The 16,228-nt window shown below is 75.1% G+C and carries 14 protein-coding genes, 2 pseudogenes and 1 riboswitch; of the genes and pseudogenes, 4 read left to right on the top strand and 12 right to left on the bottom strand.

The annotated features are described in order from the left end of the window. Window positions 1-65: 65 nt before the first annotated feature. On the bottom strand, window positions 66-437 hold the full coding sequence (locus tag ACEXOX_RS13190) for an ArsR/SmtB family transcription factor (RefSeq protein WP_406520700.1): 372 nt from the start codon (window positions 435-437) through the stop codon (window positions 66-68). Between the two features lie 142 nt (window positions 438-579). On the opposite strand from ACEXOX_RS13190, the gene ACEXOX_RS13185 reads away from it, so the two are divergent. Together ACEXOX_RS13185 and ACEXOX_RS13180 are read left to right on the top strand one after the other, a co-directional pair. Continuing rightward, window positions 580-963: a hypothetical protein gene (locus ACEXOX_RS13185; protein WP_406520699.1), complete on the top strand. Its 384-nt coding sequence runs from the start codon at window positions 580-582 to the stop codon at window positions 961-963. A gap of 41 nt (window positions 964-1,004) precedes the next feature. Beyond that, window positions 1,005-1,751: an SDR family NAD(P)-dependent oxidoreductase gene (locus ACEXOX_RS13180; protein WP_406520698.1), complete on the top strand. Its 747-nt coding sequence runs from the start codon at window positions 1,005-1,007 to the stop codon at window positions 1,749-1,751. A gap of 15 nt (window positions 1,752-1,766) precedes the next feature. On the opposite strand, the gene cobC is transcribed toward ACEXOX_RS13180, so the two are convergent. Both cobC and ACEXOX_RS13170 read right to left on the bottom strand, forming a co-directional pair. Then, window positions 1,767-2,870 carry an Rv2231c family pyridoxal phosphate-dependent protein CobC gene (gene cobC / locus ACEXOX_RS13175; RefSeq protein WP_406520696.1) on the bottom strand — a complete coding sequence of 368 codons (1,104 nt, stop codon included), beginning with the start codon at window positions 2,868-2,870 and terminating at the stop codon, window positions 1,767-1,769. Further along, window positions 2,867-3,346 (bottom strand): cobalamin biosynthesis protein, encoded by a 480-nt coding sequence (locus ACEXOX_RS13170; protein ID WP_406520694.1) that lies wholly within the window; start codon window positions 3,344-3,346, stop codon window positions 2,867-2,869. Before ACEXOX_RS13170 ends, cobC begins: the two co-directional genes overlap by 4 nt. 152 nt (window positions 3,347-3,498) lie before the next feature. Here ACEXOX_RS13170 and ACEXOX_RS13165 point away from each other — a divergent pair, with 152 nt between their 5' ends. Then, window positions 3,499-4,224, top strand: coding sequence for a ZIP family metal transporter (locus tag ACEXOX_RS13165; protein WP_030021331.1), 726 nt, complete (start codon window positions 3,499-3,501; stop codon window positions 4,222-4,224). Window positions 4,225-4,262: 38 nt separating this feature from the next. On the opposite strand, the gene ACEXOX_RS13160 is transcribed toward ACEXOX_RS13165, so the two are convergent. From ACEXOX_RS13160 to ACEXOX_RS13120, 9 genes and pseudogenes are all read right to left on the bottom strand, one after another. Further along, complete coding sequence (locus ACEXOX_RS13160) at window positions 4,263-4,907, bottom strand: VOC family protein (protein WP_406520693.1); 645 nt, start codon at window positions 4,905-4,907, stop codon at window positions 4,263-4,265. Next, window positions 4,900-6,297 (bottom strand): cobyrinate a,c-diamide synthase, encoded by a 1,398-nt coding sequence (locus ACEXOX_RS13155; protein WP_406520691.1) that lies wholly within the window; start codon window positions 6,295-6,297, stop codon window positions 4,900-4,902. The genes ACEXOX_RS13160 and ACEXOX_RS13155 overlap by 8 nt, the downstream gene beginning before the upstream one ends. 55 nt (window positions 6,298-6,352) lie before the next feature. Beyond that, the gene (gene cobO / locus ACEXOX_RS13150; RefSeq protein ID WP_361142324.1) at window positions 6,353-6,952 is read right to left on the bottom strand and encodes a cob(I)yrinic acid a,c-diamide adenosyltransferase; all 600 of its coding nucleotides are present in this window, start codon (window positions 6,950-6,952) and stop codon (window positions 6,353-6,355) included. Beyond that, window positions 6,952-9,087 (bottom strand): putative cobaltochelatase, encoded by a 2,136-nt coding sequence (locus tag ACEXOX_RS13145; protein ID WP_406520689.1) that lies wholly within the window; start codon window positions 9,085-9,087, stop codon window positions 6,952-6,954. The genes cobO and ACEXOX_RS13145 overlap by 1 nt, the downstream gene beginning before the upstream one ends. Before the next feature lie 91 nt (window positions 9,088-9,178). Next, a pseudogene (locus tag ACEXOX_RS13140) lies at window positions 9,179-10,705 on the bottom strand (cobyric acid synthase); the annotation flags it as partial. 31 nt (window positions 10,706-10,736) lie between these two features. Next, window positions 10,737-11,798, bottom strand: coding sequence for a cobalamin biosynthesis protein (locus tag ACEXOX_RS13135; RefSeq protein ID WP_406520688.1), 1,062 nt, complete (start codon window positions 11,796-11,798; stop codon window positions 10,737-10,739). 130 nt (window positions 11,799-11,928) lie between these two features. Next, window positions 11,929-12,079: riboswitch (cobalamin riboswitch) on the bottom strand. A 171-nt stretch (window positions 12,080-12,250) separates the two neighbouring features. Then, window positions 12,251-12,496 (bottom strand): hypothetical protein, encoded by a 246-nt coding sequence (locus tag ACEXOX_RS13130; RefSeq protein ID WP_406520686.1) that lies wholly within the window; start codon window positions 12,494-12,496, stop codon window positions 12,251-12,253. Between the two features lie 37 nt (window positions 12,497-12,533). Beyond that, a complete protein-coding gene (locus ACEXOX_RS13125; protein WP_406520684.1) occupies window positions 12,534-13,862 on the bottom strand; it encodes an anion permease in 1,329 nt (442 codons plus the stop codon). A gap of 337 nt (window positions 13,863-14,199) precedes the next feature. After that, window positions 14,200-15,044 (bottom strand): annotated as a pseudogene (locus tag ACEXOX_RS13120) (lysozyme). 290 nt (window positions 15,045-15,334) lie between these two features. On the opposite strand from ACEXOX_RS13120, the gene ACEXOX_RS13115 reads away from it, so the two are divergent. Beyond that, a complete protein-coding gene (locus ACEXOX_RS13115; protein WP_030021341.1) occupies window positions 15,335-15,988 on the top strand; it encodes a class II aldolase/adducin family protein in 654 nt (217 codons plus the stop codon). Window positions 15,989-16,228 lie beyond the last annotated feature (240 nt).

Genomic DNA, 16,228 nt, shown 5'->3' with positions numbered 1-16,228 from the left:
CCGCGTGTACGGGGCAACGGGTTCCGGATGGTGGACGGGGGCGGGGGCCGGGCCTCGTCGTGGGGTCAGGTGTTTGTGGCGGCTTCCGCCTCCGCCGCCTTGAGCAGGGCCGCCAGCAGTCCGGGGAACCGTGCCTCCAGGTCGTCCCGGCGCAGCGAGATGTAGCGCTCCCGGCCGATCCGGCGGGTGTGGGTCCAGCCCGCCTGCCGCAGGACGCGGAAGTGGTACGAGCCGGTGGCCCGGGTCACCGGCAGTTCGATGTCGCCGCAGCCCGCCTCGCCGTCCGCCGCGAGCCGCCGCACGATGTGCTGCCGCAGCGGGTCCCCGAACGCCTGGAGGAGCGGGCCGAGGCGGATGGCGCCGGTGTCCGGCTGGTCGGCGTCGGCCGGGGGAGAGGCCGTGGGGGGCGTGCTGAGGGCGGTCTCCGTGGGAGCCATGTTTAGAGAGCCTTCTAAGTGAGTGATACGGTCCGGATCATCGACGCTTCGATGGTCTTCTAACTGTTGGTCCGAGGCAAGCCGCCACGCACTTCCTTGCGTCGCGTGCCCTTTCCGCCGCCGTCCGAGACGAGGTCCCGCCATGTCCGCCACCGCCGCACCGAACCCGTCCGAATCCCCGCTGCGCACCCTCTTCTGCATCGGTGTCACCCAGGAGTTCTTCAACGCCGGTGACGAGGAGCGGGCCGCGGTGGCCGCCGCCATCCCGCCCGCCTTCGCCCGGCTCGCCGAGCGCTTCGGCGTCCGTGTCCTCGGCACCCTCGACGACGACCAGCTCATGGTCGGCGCGTCCGCCGCCTGGCCCTGGACCTCGTACATCCTCGCCGATGTGCCCGACCTGGACACCGTGTCCCGGATCTGCGGCATCGTGCGCGACACCGAGGTGGGCGCCGGGGGCGTCCGCCTGTGGCGCTATCTGCGGATCGAGGCGCGGGCCGGGCGTCCGCTGTTCTTCGGCACCGAGTGACCGTTCCGTTCCGGCCGTCCGTTCTCAGGAAGGAGCACTCCGTGCTCGACACCGGCCTCGCCGACCGTACTGTACTGATCACCGGCAGCGCCCAGGGTCTCGGCGCCGCCCTCGTCCGCGCCTTCCACGCCGAAGGCGCGTACGTGGCGGCCCTGGACCGCGACGAGGTGGCCAACCGGGCCATGGCCGCGGACCTCGACCCGGGCGGGGAGCGCATCCGTACCGTCCACGCCGATCTGCGCGACCTCGCCGCCGCCGAGGAGGCCTGCCGTACGGTCCGCGCCTGGCGGCCTGTGGACGTCCTGGTCAACAACGCGGCCCGGCCGCCGGCCGCCTCCCTGTGGGAGATCACCCCGGAGGAGTGGGACGAGGTCTTCGCGGTCAACCTGCGCGCCGTCTTCTTCCTCACCAGGGCCGTCGCCAAAGACATGCGCGAACGCGGCTACGGGCGCATCGTGAACATGGCCTCGATCGCCGGGCAGACGCCCCGGCCCACCGGCGCCGCGTACGGGACCTCCAAGGCCGGACTGATCGCGCTGAGCCGGGTCTTCGCCGCCGAACTGGCCGGCGACGGCATCACCGTCAACACCGTCGCACCCGCGATGATCGACACGCCGATGGTCCGCTCCGTGTCGCCCGAGGCGCTGGCCGGGCTGACCGCGCGGGTGCCGCTCGGGCGGATCGCCACTCCGGAGGAGGTGGCCCGCGTCGCCGTCTTCCTGGCGTCGGAGGAAACGTTCGTCACCGGTGCCACGTACGACGTCAATGGCGGGGCGCTGATGCGCTGAGGGAACCGGGGGAGGTCAGCCGGTCAGGGCCTTTTCGAGTGCCTCCGTGAAGCGGTCGGTCGTCGCCCGGTCCCGTACCGCCAGCCGCAGCCACTCCGGGCCCAGCCCCGGAAACGTGTCGCCGCGCCGTACCGCGAAGCCGAGGGTCCGCAGCCGGGTGCGGACGGCCGCCGCGTCCGGCAGCCGGACCAGGACGAACGGGCCCTCGGCCGGTGCCATGGTGTGCACCCGCCGGCCGTCGGGCCCGCGTACCTGTGCCAGCCGGGCCAGCAGGTGGTCCCGGTCCGCCACGATCTGCCGGGCCGCGTCCGCCGCCTCCGCCAGCGCCGCCGGTTCGCAGCACGCCTCGGCCGCGGCGAGGGCCGGTGCCGAGACCGGCCACAGGGGCTGGGCCCGCTCCAGGTCCGCGATGATCTCGGGGGCGGCCAGGACGTATCCGATCCGCAGGCCCGCCAGGCCCCAGGTCTTGGTCAGGCTGCGCAGGACGACGAGTCCGGGTACGTCCGTACGCGACGCCAGCGACGCGCGCTCGCCGGGCACCGCGTCCATGAACGCCTCATCCACGACCAGGGTGCGGCCGGGCCGCGCCAGCCGGGCGATCTCCTCGGCGGGGTGCAGGACGGAGGTGGGGTTGGTCGGGTTGCCGACGATGACGAGGTCGGCCTCGTCGGGGACCGCGTCCGCGGCCAGCCGGAAGCCGTTCCGCTCGGTGAGCAGCAGCCGTTCGACCGGGTGCCCGGCGTCGCGCAGCGCCGACTCCGGCTCGGTGAACTGCGGGTGCACGACGAGCGGCCGCCGTGCCCGTACGGCGCGGGCGATCAGGACGAACGCCTCCGCCGCGCCCGCCGTCAGCAGCACCCGCTCCGGCGGGAGGCCGTGCCGCGCCGCCACCGCCCGGCGCGCCGGAACGCCGTCCGGGTACGCGGCGAGCCCGTCCAGCGAGGCCGCGATGCGTGCCTTGAGCCAGGCCGGCGGCGTATCGGCGCGTACGTTGACCGCGAGATCGGTCAGCCCGGCGTCGGCGCCGCGCACTTCCGCGTCCCCGTGGTGGCGCAGGTCCGGTTCGTACGAGGGCGGGCCGGGTATGCCGCCGGGGGCGGCGGACGGCGGGGTGGTCACGACGTCTCCTTGGTGCAGAGGTGGTGAGGTGTGCGTCCGTGTGCCACGGCGCAGGTGGCCCGGGCCCCGGGCCGCGACGTGCGTTTGCCGACGAGGAGCCGGGCCGTGCGGGCGTCGGAGACCGCTGCGGGGTCCGTGCCGGGGGCACTCGTGGCGAGGGCGTCCGCGCCCGCCAGTGCGGCGGCCTCCGCGACGCTCGGCGTGCCGGTGGCGGCCAGCGCCGCGGCGGACGGATGCGGTACGGGTACGGCGGCCAGTACCGCGGCCGGGTACGCCAGCAGTGGCACGCCGAGCCGCTCGGCCGCCTCGGCCAGCCCCGGCTCCGCCGCCTTGGTGTCCACGGTCGCGAGCGCGGTGATCGCTCCGGGTGTCATGCCCACGGCCGCGAGAGTGTCCTTGACGAGTGCCAGTACCTCGGTGGCCCGGACGCCCCGGCGGGCGCCGACGCCGACGACGAGGACCGGTGCCGCGCTCATCGCGCCCGTCCCGCCCCGCGGACAGCCGGGTTCCGTACGTCCGGGACCCGGGCAGCCGGGCCCTGGATGTCCGCGCTCCGGACATGCGGGATGCCCGGCCGGTCAGTAAGCAGGAGTGAGGGGTGCCGGAACCCCGGGGAAGGGGTGAGACCGTGCCGGTGGTCATCGCGCTGGGCGCGTTCCTGATGACCCTGGTCGGCGGCTGGGTCGCCCACCGGGTCACCGACCGCCGCCATCTGGTCCTGGGGCTGGCGGGCGGCCTGATGCTGGGCGTGGTCGGCCTCGACCTGCTGCCCGAGGCGCTGGAGGCGGCGGGCGAGGAGATCCACGGAGTGCCGGCCGCGCTGCTCTGCTTCGTCCTGGGTTTCCTCGCCGCGCACGCGGTGGAACGGCTGCTGGCGGTCCGCAAGGCGGCGCACGGCATGGACCCGGAGGAACGGGTGCCGCAGGTCGGCCTGACGGCCGCGGCCGCCATGGTGGTGCACAGCTTCATGGACGGCTTCGCGATCGGCCTGGCGTATCAGGTGGGGCGGGAGATGGCGGTGGCCGTGGCGATCGCCGTCATCGCCCACGATTTCGCGGACGGCTTCAACACGTACACCATCACCAGTCTGTACGGGAACGCCCGCAACCGGGCGCTGACCATGCTCGGCGCGGACGCGGTGGCCCCGCTGGCCGGTGCCGCCTCGACGCTGCTGTTCACCCTTCCGGAGCAATGGCTCGGGATTTACCTGGGCTTCTTCGGCGGCGTCCTGCTCTACCTGGCGACCTCCGACATCCTCCCGGAGGCGCACCACGACCATCCCGCGCTGTCCACCCTGCTGTGCACGGTGGCGGGCGTCGGCTTCATCTGGCTGGTGGTCGGCCTGGCGGGCTGATCCGGTGCGCCGGGAGTGCGCGCCACCGGGGAGGAACGTCACGGCGCGCCGGCTCCCAGGCCGACCGAGACCGGTCCGTTGCGGCCCTCCAGTACGGCCGACAGGCCCGGTTCGTCGCCTGCGCCGACGCTGAGCGTGGCACCGAGGGCGGCCAGTTCGGCGCGGATCGTCGACGGGTCGGGGTGCGTGCCGGAGAGCGAGCGCAGCGGTACGACCGGCAGGCCCTGCGTGGCCGCCGGGTGCGGCGTGTCGCCCCAGTCGAGCAGGAACGGGACCAGGCCGCCGCCGGTACGCGGCGGCGTCAGCGTCCAGGAGAGGGTGCCGCCGTCCGGTGTGCGGCGGGACATCACCACCGGCTCGCCCGGGTCGTACCCCAGCGCGCGGGCCTGTGCCACATGCCGGGCGATCCCCCGCACCCGGACCGCCCAGTGGGCCAGCCGCGGGCCGCGCAGCGCGTCGATGCCGAACCAGCGCGGCGCCTCGGGCGCGGGCTGCGCCGGGTCCGGTCCGATGATCTCCAGGTAGGCGCCGTCGCCCAGGCCCAGCAGGGCGTTGCGGGTGCCCCGGCCCGGGTGGCCGCCGCCCGGCACCGGCCGGACACCGGTCAGCGCGGCGACCTCGGCGGCGGTGCCCTCCAGGTCGGGCGTGGCGAGGACCAGATGGTCCAGTACGGCGTCAGCCACAGCGGGCCTCCAGCGGCGGGCGGTCGGCGGCACGGGCGGCCAGGCGGTGGGCCAGCGACGGCTCGGCCGCCCAGTGGACGTGCAGGTACGAGGCGTGCACCCCGTCCTGTACGTGGCCCTCCACCCGGCGCGCGGGATGGGTCATGCCCCAGGCGGGGGACGCGCCCGCGCCCGGTTCCAGCACCGTACGGTGGAACTCGTGGCCGCGCACCCGCGTACCGGCCACGGCCAGGGCGTTGTCGGTCAGCGCCACCGCCTCCCGGTAGCCCAGCGTGAGCCGTTCCGACATCCGCGCGTCGGCGGGCAGCACCCCGCACATCGGCTTGCCGTCGAGGGTCCGGGACAGGTACAGCAGCCCCGCGCACTCGGCGACGACCGGCGCGCCCGAGGCCGCCAGATCCACGACGGCCCGGCGCAGCGGCTCATTGGCCGACAGCTCGGCCGCGTACATCTCGGGGAAGCCGCCGCCGATCACCAGGGCCTGCGTCCCGGCGGGCAGCCGCTCGTCGCGCAGCGGGTCGAAGACGGCCACCTCGGCACCGGCGGCCGCCAGCAGTTCGGCGTGCTCGGCGTACGAGAACGTGAACGCGGCGCCGCCCGCGACGGCCACCACTGGCCGGCCTGGGACCGCGGCCGCGCCCCGCGTGCTCTGCGCGACGGCGAGCGCCGGGTCCCAGGCCGTGCCGGTCAGTTCCGGCGCGCTGTGCGCCAGCGCCAGCAGCGCCTTGAGGTCGCAGCCCTCCCGTACCTGGGCGGCCTGCGCCCGTACGGACTCCAGCGCGTCGGCCTGCCGTTCGGCGACCGGGATCAGGCCCAGGTGCCGCGACGGCGTCCGCACCTGCGGCGCCCGGCGGAGCGCACCGAGGACCGGTACGCCCACCTCGTCCAGGGCCGCGCGCAGCAGCTCCTCGTGCCGGTCCGAGCCGACCTTGTTCAGGATCACCCCGGCCAGCCGCACCCCGGGGTCCCAGGACGCGAAGCCGTGCACCAGCGCCGCCACCGAACGGGACTGCGCCGAGGCGTCCACGACCAGCACCACCGGGGCCCGCAGCAGCTTGGCGACCTGCGCGGTGGAGGCCAGTTCGCCGAGGCCGGAGGCGCCGTCGTACAGCCCCATCACGCCCTCGATCACCGCCAGGTCGGCGCCGGCCGACCCGTGCAGGAACAGCGGCGGCACCTGGTCGGGGCCGCACAGGTACGCGTCCAGGTTGCGGCCCGGCCGGCCCGTCGCCAGGGCGTGGTAGCCCGGGTCGATGTAGTCCGGCCCGACCTTGTGCGCGGAGACCGTGAGCCCGGCCTCGGTGAAGGCCGCCATCAGGCCGGTGGCGACGGTCGTCTTGCCGCTGCCCGAGGCGGGCGCGGCGATGACGAGCCGGGGGATCGTACTCACGGTCTGACTGCTCCTGGTCCTGCCGTCGGCGTCGCTGAGGTGTCCGGCCGCGCCGTCACCACTCGATGCCCCGCTGGCCCTTCTGGCCCGCGTCCATCGGGTGCTTGACCTTGGTCATCTCGGTCACCAGGTCCGCGAAGTCGCACAGCTCCTGCGGCGCGTTGCGCCCGGTGATCACGACGTGCTGGTGGCCCGGCCGGTCGCGCAGGACGGAGACGACCTCGGCGGGGTCCACCCAGCCCCAGTGCATCGGGTAGGCGAACTCGTCGAGCACGTACAGCTTGTACGTCTCGGCGGCCAGGTCGCGCTTGACCTGCTCCCAGCCCTCGCGGGCCGCCTCCTCGTTGCTGAACTGGGAGTCGCGCTGGACCCACGACCAGCCCTCGCCCATCTTGTGCCAGGCGACCGTGCCGCCCTCGCCGGTCTCGCCGAGCACCCGCAGCGCGCGCTCCTCGCCCACCTTCCACTTCGCCGACTTCACGAACTGGAACACCCCGACCGGCCAGCCCTGGTTCCAGGCCCGCAGCGCCAGCCCGAAGGCGGCGGTGGACTTGCCCTTGCCGGGGCCGGTGTGGACGAGGACCAGCGGGCGGTTGCGGCGCTGGCGGGTGGTGAGTCCGTCGTCCGGGACGACGGACGGCTGTCCCTGAGGCATCAGGCGGCCTTCCGAGTGGTGTGGTGGTTGCCCTGTCCGCGGACGTCGCGGACGAGCGCGGAGACACTGTCCGCGCGCAGTTCGTCGAGGGTGACGGCGGTGCCCTGGAGGTCGCGGGCCAGTTCGCCCGCCAGTCCGAGCCGTACCGGCCCGGCCTCGCAGTCGACGACCACCGAGGCGACGCCCTCGGCGCCGAGCAGCCGTGCGGCGCGCGAGGTGCGCACCAGCGGCTCGGGGCCGCCGGTGGCCCGCCCGTCGGTGACGACGACCAGCAGCGGCCGCCGCGAGGCGTCCCGCAGCCGTTCCACCCGCAGCACCTCGTGGGCCTTGAGCAGGCCCGCGGACAGCGGTGTCCGGCCGCCGGTGGGCAGCGACTCCAGCCGGGCCGCGCCCGCCTCCACCGACGAGGTGGGCGGCAGCGCCAGTTCGGCGTCCGCACCGCGGAAAGTGATCATGCCGATCTTGTCGCGCCGCTGGTAGGCGTCGAGCAGCAGCGAGAGCACGGCGCCCTTGACCGCGCTCATCCGCTTGCGCGCCGCCATCGAGCCGGACGCGTCCACGACGAAGAGCACGAGGTTGCCCTCCCGGCCCTCGCGCACCGCCTCGCGCAGATCGTCCCGGCGCACGACCAGACCCGGGCCGCGGCGGCCGCGCGCCACCTGGTGCGGCGCGGCGGCCTGCACGGTCGCGGCCAGGTGCAGCTTGGTCAGGGTGCCCTGCGGGCGCCGCGCGCCGGTGGTCCGGCCGTGCGCCGTACGGGCGCGGGAGCGGCGGCCGTCCGCGCCCTCGCCGAGCCCCGGGACGTCGAGTCGCCGGGTACGGAAGGGCTCGCCCGCGCCGACGGCGGCCGTCTCGCCGACCTCGCCCGGGGTGTTGTCCCTGTCGCCCTCGGACTGTGCCTTCGGGTCGGCCGGAGCCGGGTCCGCCTCCGGGGCCTGCTGCTGCTCGGGCAGTTGCGGCTGGTCGTGCGCCTGCGGCTGGTCGTGCGGGGCCTGGGCGTCCTCGCCCTGCGGGCCGTCCGTGCCGCCGTCACCGTCCTGCGGCGGCTGTCCGCCGCCGGGCCCGTCGGGGCCGCCGTCGGGGCCGCCGTCCGGGTCGGGTTCCGGGTCGTCGTCCTCGTCGGCGGCGAACTCCTCCAGCGTCTGGTCGAGCTTGTCCTCGTCCAGGCCGGGGGCGTCGAACGGGTTGCGGCGGCGCCGGTGGGGGAGCGCCAGCAGGGCGGCCTGCCGTACGTCCTCCTCGCGGACGTCCGTACGGCCCGCCCAGGCGGACAGCGCGCAGGCGGTACGTGCCATCACGATGTCGGCGCGCATGCCGTCCACCTCGAACGCCGCGCACACCGCGGCGATCTGCCGCAGCACCGCGTCCCCGAGGACCACGTCCGGCAGCAGCGCCCGCGCGGCGGCGATCCGCTCCCGCAGCTCGCCCTCCTCGACGGCCCAGCGCGCGGCGAAGCCCTCCGCATCCGCGTCGTAGGCCAGGCGGCGCCGTACGACCTCCACCCGCTGGTCCGGCTCGCGGGACGCGGCGACCTCCACGGTCAGCCCGAAGCGGTCCAGCAACTGCGGCCGCAGCTCGCCCTCTTCGGGGTTCATGGTGCCGACGAGCAGGAAGCGCGCGGCGTGCCGTACGGAGACGCCCTCGCGCTCCACGTACGAGGCGCCCATGGCGGCGGCGTCCAGCAGCAGGTCCACGAGGTGGTCGTGGAGGAGGTTGACCTCGTCGACGTACAGGATGCCGCGGTGCGCGTCCGCCAGCAGGCCCGGCTCGAACGCCTTCACGCCCTCCGACAGGGCCCGCTCGATGTCCAGTGCGCCGACGAGACGGTCCTCGGAGGCGCCGACGGGGAGTTCGACCATACGGGCCGGGCGGTCCTCGGCGCCGGCCGCCTCGTGCGGGCCGTCCGGGCAGGCCGGGTCCGGCGCGGCCGGGTCGCAGGAGAAGCGGCAGCCGGTGACGACCGGGACGTCCGGCATCAGCGCCGTCAGGCCCCGTACGATCGTCGACTTCGCGGTGCCCTTCTCGCCGCGGACGAGCACCCCGCCGATGGCCGGCGAGATGGCGTTGAGCAGCAGGCTCAGCCGCATGTCGGACATGCCGACGACCGCGGTGAACGGGTAAGGGACCGATGCCATTAAGGAGTACCCCTTCGAGGGACGTGCGATGTGCGGGCGCGGCAGAGGCCGCGCCGGGTGCGGCCGGGGTGCGGGGTGGCGGCGGTATCGGCGGCGCCCCCGGTGGTACGAACGGCAGTCCCGCCGGTACGCCGTCCTCGATGAGCCGCAGCAGCGCCTCCGTGTCCGCGTGCTCCTCGATGAGATCGCCGAGCCGGTCGAGCTGTTCCTCGCGCAGCGCGGCGAAGCTGGTGTCCGGCGCCGGGACGAACGCGCGGCCCGCGTCGGCGGCCACCCGGCGCAGGAACGCCCGCCGGAAGCCGTCGCTCTCCAGGGAGCCGTGCCAGTGGGTGCCCCAGACCGCGCCGGACCGGCAGCCCGCCAGGAAGGGCTCACCGCCGTCGATCTCCGCCACGCCATGGTGGATCTCGTACCCCTCGACCGGCTCGCCCAGTGCCTCGCCGGACGGCCGGGCCAGGGTCTTGTCCGCCGCGAACCGGACGCGGACGGGCAGCAGGCCCAGCCCGTCCACCGTCCCGGCCCTCGATTCGACCTCGTCCTCGATCCGTTCGCCCAGCATCTGGAAGCCGCCGCAGATGCCGAGCACCGGGCGCCCTTCCGCGGCCCGCCGCCGCACCGCGTCCGCGATGCCGCGCTCGCGCAGCCACTGGAGCGCGCGGACGGTGCCGCGGGTGCCGGGCAGGACGACGAGGTCGGCGTCGGCCAGTTCCTCGGGGCGGTCCACGAACCGCACCACGACGCCCGGTTCGGCGGCGAGCGCGTCCACGTCCGTGAAGTTCGACATCAGCGGTACGGCGGCCACCGCGACCCGCAGCACGTCGGCGCCGTGCGGCGGCGCGACGACGCTCTCGCGGACCGCGCCGCGCAGCGACACCCGGAGGCCGTCCTCCTCGTCGATGCCGAGGCCGTGCGCGAACGGCAGCACCCCGAGGGTGGGCCGCCCGGTCAGCTCCTTCAGCATGTCCAGGCCCGGCTCCAGCAGCGTCACATCGCCGCGGAACTTGTTGACGAGGTAGCCCGCGACCAGCGCCTGGTCCTCCGGGGACAGCAGCGCCGTGGTGCCGAAGAACGAGGCGAACACCCCGCCCCGGTCGATGTCGCCGACCACCACGGCCGGGATACGGGCGGCGCGCGCGATGCCCATGTTCACGATGTCGGTACGCCGCAGGTTGATCTCGGCCGGGCTGCCCGCGCCCTCGCAGATCACCGCGTCGTGTGTACGGCGCAGCTCCTGGAGGCAGTCCGTGACCGTACCGAGCAACTGCTCCTGCCGGCCCGCGTGGTAGCCGCGCGCGCTCAGCTCGCCCACCGGCTTGCCCATCAGCACGACCTGGCTGCTGCGGTCACTGCCCGGCTTCAGCAGCACCGGATTCATCAGCGCGCTCGGCTCGACGCGCGCCGCCGCGGCCTGCATGGCCTGCGCCCGCCCGATCTCCGCGCCCTCGCGCGTCACGAACGAGTTCAGCGACATGTTCTGCGCCTTGAAGGGCGCCACCTTGACGCCCTTGCGGGCCAGCCAGCGGCAGATGCCCGCCGTCACCACACTCTTGCCCGCGTCGGACGTGGTGCCCGCCACCAGCAGCCCGCCGCCGAGCGGCGCTTGACCCGGTCCGTTCACGTGGCACTCCTCGCCGTCCGCACTTCGCTGCTCACTTGGCCCTCCCGGCGGTGCGGGATCGTCGTACCGATCCGGCTGCACGGGATCGCTGCGCCGGTCCGGCCGTACGGGATCGCTGTACTGCCCCGGCCGTACGGGACCGTCGTACCGCCCCCGCCGCCAGCCGGCCCGCGACCGTGGCCGCCAGGGCCAGCACGCTCACCCGGCGCGACAGGGTCACGGCCCGCTCGATGTCCGGCACCGCGACCGGCCGGCCCGCGTCGCCGTTGAGCACCGGCCGGTGCTCGACCCGGCCGCCGTACGCCAGGGTGCCGCCCAGCCGTACGCCCAGCGCGCCCGCGAAAGCGGCCTCCACCGGGCCCGCGTTGGGGCTCGGGTGGGACGGACCGTCCTGCCGCCAGGCGCGCAGCGCGCCCCGCCGGTCCGGCCCGGCCAGCACCGCCAACGCGGCGGTCAGCCGGGAGCCGGGGTAACCGGCCACGTCGTCGAGGCGGGCCGAAGCCCAGCCGAAGCGGCGGTGGCGCGGCGACTTGTGCCCCACCATCGCGTCCAGCGTGTTCACGGCCCGGAAGGCCAGCAGCCCCGGCACACCGGCGACCGCGCCCCAGACCAGGGCGCCGACCACCGCGTCCGAGGTGTTCTCGGCGACGGACTCGACCACCGCGCGCGCCATCTGCTGCCCGTCCAGGGCCTGCGGGTCGCGCCCGCACAGATGCGGCAGCCGCTCGCGCGCCACGTCCAGGTCGCCCGCCGCGAGCGCGCCGCCGACGGCCCGCGCCTCGCGGCCCAGCGAGGTGCCGCCCAGGACGGCCCAGGTGGCGGCGGCGGTCAGCGCGACGGAGGCGGGGAAGGCGGCGGGGGAGCGGCGTACGGCGCGGTCGAGCAGCGCGGCACCGGCGGCGGTACCGCCCGCGAGCAGCGCGGTGTGCAGGGCGCCGGTCCCGCGGTGGTCGCGCCACAGACGGTGTTCCACGGCGGCCGCGGCCCGCCCGAAAGCGGCCACGGGGTGGCCGCGCCGGGGGTCGCCCACGACCAGGTCGCCGAGGAAACCGAGGGCCGCGCCGCACGCGTAGCCGGCGTGTTCGGCACGCATCGGATCAGACCGCCGTCGCGCCTCGGAGGGATGGCGTGGGGGTACGTCCAGCAGATTGCGCACTGCGGCCGGGCATGGCGGTAGGTCCTCACTCAGGGTCCGCGCCCTGGCTCGACGGGTACGGCGACAAGAGTCTCCTGGCTCCCCGGATCGGCGCTTCCCCCGGCCTTCCAGTCCGTACGGGAACCTGCGTCGCGGGACGCGGACCGTGGCCCTTGGTGGAGGGGCGCTCCCCGGTGACAGTGGCGGGACCGCGCCGGATTCTCACCGGACTTCCTCATCTGTCGCCGATTGGCTCCGGCAGTCCACCACGCTCCGCCAAGCCCGTCAACTCACGCTTGACCTGCGGTGCGGGGTGGTGGCGCTGCCTGTGTCCCAGAACACAGACGTCCGGTGGCCGTGGCGGGGACGCCGCGGCCACCGGACGCGGTGGTGCCGTGTCGTGCCGCGGCTCAGGCGGCGACGATCAGGTAGATCCCGTACGCCACGGCCGCGGCGCACAGCGCGAAGCAGGCGTACGCCCCGGCCCGCGCCGCCCCGCCGGAGCCGGCGGGCCCGCCGGCGGTCACCGGCGCGCCCTCCTGCCGCGGCTTACGGGACGTGCCGACGATGCCGAGGGTGAACAGGCCCACGATCCCGACCGTCACGAACAGCGTGACGCCGAAGACCTGGCCGAGAGCTGCCCAGTCGATGCTCATTGCGTTCTCGTTCCTTCGTGGGAGCCGTGCGGCCGGGTCAGCCGGCGGCCGAGCCGGCCTTGGCACGGCGCCCGGCGCGCTTCTCGTGCGGGTGGGCGGCCACCGGGGCGGCGATCACCGGGGCGGCACCGACCGGGTCCGCGATCCGGGCCCCGGCCACGGCGGGGGCCGGGATGGCGGCCGCGCCCGCCGCGACCGGGCCCGCGGGAGGCGGGGAGACGGCCTGCAAGGCGGCGGTGACGACACCGGCGGGCTCGGCGGCCGGGCCCTCGTTGACGTTGGTGTGGTCCACCGGCTTGCGCCGGGAGGCCACCCAGATCGCGCCGCAGACGGCGAGCGCCAGCACGGCGACGGTCGCGATGCCCCAGTCGCCCTGGTCCGCCAGGAGCGCGGCGCCCGCGGCGACCAGACCGGCGGCCGGCAGCGTCAGACCCCAGGCGGCGGCCATCCGGCCCGCCGTGGACCAGTGCACCACGCCGCCCTTGCGGCCCAGGCCGGAGCCCATGACCGCACCGGAGCAGACCTGGGTGGTGGAGAGCGCGAAGCCGAGGTGGGAGGAGGCCAGGATGGTGGCCGCGGCGCCGGTCTGGGCGGCGAAGCCCTGCGGCGGCTGGATGTCGGTGATGCCCTTGCCCATCGTGCGGATGATCCGCCAGCCGCCCAGGTACGTGCCGAGCGCGATGGCCAGACCGGCCGAGGCGATGACCCACAGCGGCGGGTCGGCGTGCGGGGCGACCACACCGCCGGTGATCAGCGCGAGGGTGATCACACCCATCGTCTTCTGGGCGTCGTTGGTGCCGTGCGCGAGGGAGACCAGGGCGGCTGAGGCGATCTGCCCGGCGCGGTAGCCCTTGGCGGTGTCCTCCTCGGCGCGGTCGCGGGCCAGCCGGTAGGTCAGCCGGGTCGCGGCCGTCGCGGCCAGACCGGCCACGATCGGAGCGGCGACGGCCGGGATGAGGACCTTCATGACCACCGCGCCGCCGTGCACGCCGCTCGGGCCGACGGCCACCAGGGTCGCGCCGATCAGACCGCCGAAGAGGGCGTGCGAGGAGCTGGAGGGGAGCCCGGCCAGCCAGGTGACCAGGTTCCAGACGATGGCGCCGACCAGCCCGGCGAAGATCACTTCTGGTCTGATGCCGGCGGTCTCGTCGATGATCCCGCCGGAGATGGTCTTGGCGACCTCCACCGACAGGAACGCGCCGACCAGGTTGAGGGCCGCCGACATCGCCACCGCGATCTTGGGCTTGAGTGCCCCGGTGGAAATGGTGGTGGCCATGGCGTTGGCCGTGTCGTGGAAGCCGTTCGTAAAGTCGAACACCAAGGCCGTGACGATCACGATCCCGATGAGAAGCGTGATGTGTTCCATTCACCCAGGCAATCAGTTCGTTGGGCAGTGACGCTCGGGACCGTACGGACGACGGGTGAACGGAAGGTGAACTGGGGCGGGCGCCACAGTGACGCCCCCGCAGGGGTGGTGCGGAGGCGTCCAGGCCGTCTCCCGGGGCCCATGCGTATCAGCACGGGCGCCTCGTGCGGCGCAGGCGTACCGGGGGCGGGTGCGTCGGGGGGCGGGCGTGTTGGGGGCGGGCGTGTCGGGGCCGGGCGTTTTGGGTGGCGCAGGCGTACCGGGGTCGAGCGTGGCGGGATGCCGGGCGCGTCGGGGTGTCGCGGTGTCGGGCGCGTCGGGGTGCCCGGTCGGCGTGTCAGCCCCGTGCGAAGCGCCGTAGCCCGGTGACCGTGCCGTTCCACTTGTTCTGGTCGCCGGGCAGCGCGCCGGCTCCGGCGTGCTGCCAGATGCTCGGGTACGGCCAGCCGGCGGGCAGCTTGCCCGGGGTGCTGTGCCAGTGGGCCAGCCACAGGGGGTGGCGGCGAACGCCCGGCTGCCGCCGGTGCAGCCGTTCCACCACCGGGCCGTCGTGTAGATCACCGGCCGCCGACCGGTCTGCCGCAGCACCTCGTTGCTGAAGCCGCGGACCCACCGGACCAGCGCGGTGCCGCTCATCCCGTAGCAGGCGTGCTCCCGGTCGTACGGGTTGTGCTCCAGGTCGAGCGCCGGAGGCAGCGTCCAGCCGTCCGCCTTCCAGTGGCCGCCGTGCCGCAGGAAGTACCGGGCCTGCGCGCGGCCGGAGGACGCGTTCGGTACGCCGAAGTGGTACGCGCCGTGCAGCAGGCCCGCCTTGCGCGCGCCGCGGTACTGCCGTGGGAAGTGCGGATTGCGGTACCAGGTCGACTCGGTGGTCTTCACGTACACGAAACGGCCGCCCTTCGCCCGTACGGACTTCCAGTCGACGCTCCCCTGGCGCGAGGAGACGTCGTGCCCGACGGGCTTGCCGGAGGCCTCGGCGGCGGGGGCCGTGGGCAGGGCGGTGGACAGGACGCCGGTGAGCGTGCCGAGCGCCAGGGCCCCGGCGGCCAGCCGGTGCTGGCGGTTGCGCGGGCGGCGGGAGGGACGGTGGGGTGGGCGCTGTGTGTCGGGCGGGCGCTGCGCGTCGGGCGGCTGGTGGGACGGCTGTTGCGTACCGGACGGGCGATCGCGGTCACGGGCCATGGTTCCCCCAGGAATTCCCCCGATGGCTACGTGCATGACAGATGGCGACGTGCATGACAGGCGCTACGTGCATGACAAAGCTCCGGAAGCGTACCGAGAGATCACCACAAGACGGTCGTCGCCCGGTCAAGTCCGCCCGAGGTACCGCCGGTCCGACATGGCGGATACCGGAGGGCCGGGATCCGCCCCACGGGTACCCACCAGCCCCGTACGGTGTCGGCAGCCCCGCGCGCACCACGCCCGCGCGCCCCCACCGGACCCCGCCCGCACCGCACACCGGAGGCACACGCATGACGGACCCGGAAGCCCTCGACCACGCCTGGGACGAGCTGGTCGCCACCGCCCGCCGCACGGTCGCCGACGGCCTGGTCGTCGGCACCTCCGGCAACGTCTCCGTGCGCGTCGGCGACCTCGTGCTGGTCACCCCCAGCGGCGTCCGCTACGACCGGCTCGGGCCCGGTGACCTCACCGCGGTGGATCTCGAAGGCCGCCAGACCCGCGGCACGCTGCGGCCCACCAGCGAACTCCCCATGCACCTGGCCGTCTACCGCGCCACCGACGCCACCGCGGTCGTACACACGCACGCGGCCCACGCCACCGCCGTCTCCACCCTCGTCACCGAACTCCCGCCGGTGCACTACATGACCGCGGCCCTCGGCGGGCCCGTCCGCGTCGCGCCGTACGCCCTCTACGGCACCGAGGAGTTGGCCGGGAACATGCTCGCCGCCCTGCGCGACCGCACCGGCTGCCTCCTCCAGAACCACGGCACCATCGTCCACGGCGACACCCTTGACGAGGCGTACGACCGCACCGCCCAGCTGGAGTGGATGTGCCGCGTCTGGCTCGCCGCCGGCTCGCTGCCCGGCCGCACACCCACCCTGCTCACGCCGGAACAGCTCGACGCGGCCGGCGAGCAGCTGCGCGGCTACGGGCAGGGTCGCTGACGGATAGCGCCGCTGACGGGCAGGGCCGCTGCGTACGGCGACGGGCGACGGGCGACGGCGTACGGCGACGGGCGACGACCGCCGGGCCTCGTCCGATGGCAGCCGGGCCCTGCCTGAGGCACCCGGGCCCCCGTACCTCACGCGACAGCGACCGGGCCTCGCCCGACCGCCCGCGGGCCCGCCCGCCGTCACCCGGGCGCGCGCGCCCACTGGCCGCGGCCGCGACGCCCGCCCACACTG

Origin of the sequence: Streptomyces sp. Ac-502, assembly GCF_045222935.1 — a bacterium.
GTDB classification, from domain to species: domain Bacteria; phylum Actinomycetota; class Actinomycetes; order Streptomycetales; family Streptomycetaceae; genus Streptomyces; species Streptomyces monomycini.
The sequence above is the reverse complement of the archived record's forward strand: the minus strand, read 5'-3'. Positions and strand labels throughout refer to the sequence as shown.